We start from the raw sequence: 4,212 nt of genomic DNA on the forward strand, positions 1-4,212 counted from the left end.
GCACCGTGCGCACCGACACCGGCACCATCACGATCAAGGGCACGGGCGGCGCGCTGACCGGCGTGGCGGTGAACGACAACCGTGCCGGTATCGGGGTAATCAACGGCTCGACGGTGGGCACCACGGGCGCCGGCAAGGTGGCCCTGGTGGGCCAGGGCGGCGCCGACAGCGGCGGCGCCAGGTCCGCCGGCATCATGGGCTTCAGCGCCTCGGGCACCAACAACACCATCGGTGGCGCGAACGCGCAATCGGTGCTGCTGCAGGCCGACGGCGGCACCGGCGTGCACCTGAACCAGACCAACGTCAGCGCGTCGATGACCGGCGGCACGATCACGGCCAACGCCATGGGCGGCGGCGACATCTTTGCGCTCAACACCAGTTCGCTTCAGGCCGACGGCCTGCGGGTGCTGGGCGATGCAACGGCAACGAACGCGACCAACGCGAGGCTCCTCTCCAACAACTCGGTCAACACGCTGGCCGCGTACTTGCCGGCACCGGGTTCGCAGCTGAACTTCAACCAGGGCGCCACGCCGCTGACGATAGGCTCTGTCACCTCGGTGGCCACGAACGGAACTGCGGCGACCACCACCGACGGCGTGGGTGCCGATGGCTCGATCACGCTGACCACCGGGGGGGCAATCTCGCAGACCGCGGCGGGCGCTATCAACGGAACGACGCTCCAGGTGACCGCTGGCGGCACCGTGAACTTGAACCAGGCCAACGACGTCGACAACCTCGGCACGTCCTCGACGTCGGCGGGCAATTTCACCTTCAAGGACGCCACCGGCGGCCTGAACGTCACCGGCACGGTGTCGGCGCCGGGGACCGTCAGCATCAGCTCGGCCGACGGCAGCCTCAACGTCAATGGCTACGTCAGCGGCGTGGGCGTCACGCTGGCGGCCACGGGGACGGGCAACGACATCAACCTCGGGGCCGACGTCAACGCAAACACGGGCACCCTGACGCTGAACTCGGCGGACCAGATCACGCAGAACGGCGGCATCGTCAACGCGACCACGCTCACGGGCACCGCGGGCGGCTCGGTCAGCCTCGACAAGGCGAACGCGCTGGTCAACCTGGGCGCTTTCAGTTCCGCCGGCGGCGTCTTCGTCAATGACGCGAACGGTGGCCTGGCGATCAACGGTGCGATCTCGGATGCCACCGGCACGGTCGCGATCACGACGGCCGGCGGCGCGCTGGCGGTCGGTGGCAACATCAACGGTGCCAACGTGGCGCTGACCTCCACCGACAACGCCATTGCGCTGAACGCCGGCGTGGCCGCCACGGGGATCGGGGGGACCCTCTCCCTGACCGCTGGCTCCTCCATCTCGCAGGCGGTGGCCGTCAGCGCCTCGGCTCTGTCGGTGACCGCGGGCACGTCGGTCAACCTGAGCCACGTCGCGAACTCCTTCAACACCGTGGGCGCCAGCGTCGGCGGCGACCTGACCATGACCAACAGCGGCAGCCTGACGGTCGGCTCGGTCGGGACCACCGCCGGCATCGTTGCAGGCGGAAATGTGACGCTGGCCGCCACCGGTGCCAACGCCGACCTGACGGTCAACCAGAACATCACGGTCAACAGCGCCGCGGCGAAGACGCTGGCGCTGCGGGCCGATCGCGACGTGCTGACCAACAGCACCAGCGGGGCCGTCACCATCTCCGCGGGCGGCGCCGGCGCGCTGAACGTGGACCTCAACTCTGACCGCGATGCCAACGCCACCGGCGCCGTGGTCATCAACTCCGCGGCCGCGGGCACGACTGCGATCACCACCAACGGCGGCTCCCTCACGGCGCACGGCGGCACGCTTGCTACCGACCGTGCCAGCGGCTACAGCGCCACGCGCCGCGTCGGCGTGGTCGTCCAGAGCGGCAGCAGCATCAACACCGGCTCGGGTAGTGTGTCGATTGCGGGCCATGGCTTCGACGGTACCAGCGGCGTGACCAACGCCCATGCCGGGGTGGTGGTGGTCGGGTCCATCACTACCAATGGCGGCAACGTGCTGGTGGATGGCGTCGGGGGCAACCGCGCCGGCGAGACGGGTGCCGGCCTGAACGGCGGCTCCTTCGGCATCGTGGTGCAGGACGGCAGGATCGACACCTCGGCCGGCACCGGCAGCATCACGCTGGTCGGCCAGGCCGGCTCCATCACCGGAGGCGGCACCGGCAACGCCACAGGCATCACGATCACGCACGCCACCACGGGCTCGACCGTCAAGGCGGGCAGTGGCGGCATCAGCGTCACCGGTACTGGCGGCGCAGGCACGAACGGCGGCAACGCCCAGGGTGTGTTCATCGGCGGCGGCAGCAATGCCGGCGGATCGGTCGTCCAGGCCGTCAACGGCGGGGCGATCACCATCACCGGTACCGGGGGGAACACGTCCAACGTCAATTCCAGCACCGCCGGCGCGCAGGTCGGCAGCGGAACGGGAGCCGGCACGGTGACCACCGACACGGGCACGGTCACCATCGTCGGCACCGGTGGCAACAACACGAACGTGCAGGCGAGCGAGGCACGCAGCGGCGTCTTCGTTGGCAACGCCGTTGCAAGCGCCACTTCGACGGTGGGCACGTCCGGGGCCGGCCGCGTGGTCATCGTCGGCGAGGGCGGCGCGGACAGCAGCGGTTCCCGGTCTTCGGGCGTCGTGGCCTTCGGTTTGGCCCCCAACACGATCGGCGGCACCAACACGCAGTCCGTGCTGGTGCAGGCGAACGGCGGTACCGGCATCAACCTGGGCCAGGCCGCGGTGCGCGCCGCCATGACCGGCGGCACGGTGACCATGAACGCAGTGGGCGGCGGCAACATCTCCGTGGTCGGGGCCAGCACGGTGCAGGCCGATGGCCTGCGGGTGCTGGGCGATGCCACGGGGACGACCGCGACCAATGCGTTCTTCGCCCCCAATAGTTCGGTCAATACCCTGGCGGCGTATCTGCCTGCGCCGGGGTCGCAACTGACCTACAACCAGGGCGCGACGCCGCTGTCGATCGGTTCGGTCAACTCGGTGGCCACCAACGGCGACGCAGTGACTACCACCGATGGCGTCGGTGCCAATGGCTCGATCACGCTGAACGCCGGCGGGGCGATCTCGCAGACCGCGGCCGGTGTCATCAACGGGGGGACGCTCAACGTGACCGCTGCCGGCAACGTCACGCTGAATAGCAACAACGACGTCGACAACCTCGGCTCGGTGTCCACCACGGTCGGCAACGTCAGCTTCAAGGACGTCACCGGCGGCCTGAACATCTCGGGCACGGTGAGCGCCCCGGGCTCCGTCAGCATCAGCTCCGCCGACGGCAACCTCGACGTCAATGGCTATGTCAACGGCCAGGGCGTCACGCTGGCGTCCACGGGGACGGGCAACGACATCAACCTGGGCGCCAACGTCAACGCGAACACGGGTACCCTGACGCTGAATTCGGCGGACCAGATCACCCAGAACGGCGGCATCGTGAACGCGACCACGCTCACGGGCTCGGCAGGTGGCTCGGTCAGCCTCGACAAGGCGAACGCGCTGGTCAACCTGGGCGCTTTCAGTTCCACCGGCGGCGTCGTCGTCAATGACGCGAACGGTGGCCTGGCAATCAACGGTGCGGTGGCCGGCGGCTCGGGTAACGTGACGGTCACGACGGCCGGCGGTGCGCTGGCGGTCGGTGCCAACGTCAGCGGCACCAATGTGGCGCTGACCTCCACCGACAATGCGATTGCCCTGAACGCCGGCGTGACCGCCACGGGGGTCGGTGGGATCCTGTCCCTGACCGCCGGTTCCTCCATCTCGCAGGCGGTGGCCATCAGCGCGTCGGCCCTGTCGGTGACTGCCGGCACGTCGGCCACTCTGACCCACGTCGCGAACACGTTCAACACCGTGGGCGCCAACGTCGGGGGCGACCTGGCTCTGACCAACAACGGCAGCCTGACGGTCGGCTCGGTGGACACCACCACCGGCATCGCCGCAGGCGGCAACGTGACGCTGGCGGCTACGGGCGTCAATGCCGATCTGACGGTCAACCAGAACATCACCGTCACCAACGCCGCAGCGCGCACGCTGACGCTGCGGGCCGATCGCGATGTGCTGGTGAACGGCACGACCGGCTCCGTGGCCGTCGCGGCCGGCGGTGCCGGGGCGCTGAACGTGGACCTGAACGCCGACCGTGACGCCAGCGGCGGTGGCGCGGTGGTCATCAACGCGTCCACGGGCACTGCCAGCATCACGACCA

The 4,212-nt window shown here is 69.4% G+C and carries 1 protein-coding gene; it reads left to right on the plus strand.

What is annotated here, in order from left to right; translation table 11 throughout:
• The coding region (locus GON04_RS13120) for a beta strand repeat-containing protein (RefSeq protein WP_198349291.1) at positions 1–4,212 on the plus strand (4,212 nt) is incomplete at both ends.

The sequence above is a fragment of the Ramlibacter pinisoli genome (genome assembly GCF_009758015.1).
Taxonomy (GTDB): Bacteria; Pseudomonadota; Gammaproteobacteria; order Burkholderiales; family Burkholderiaceae_C; genus Ramlibacter; species Ramlibacter pinisoli.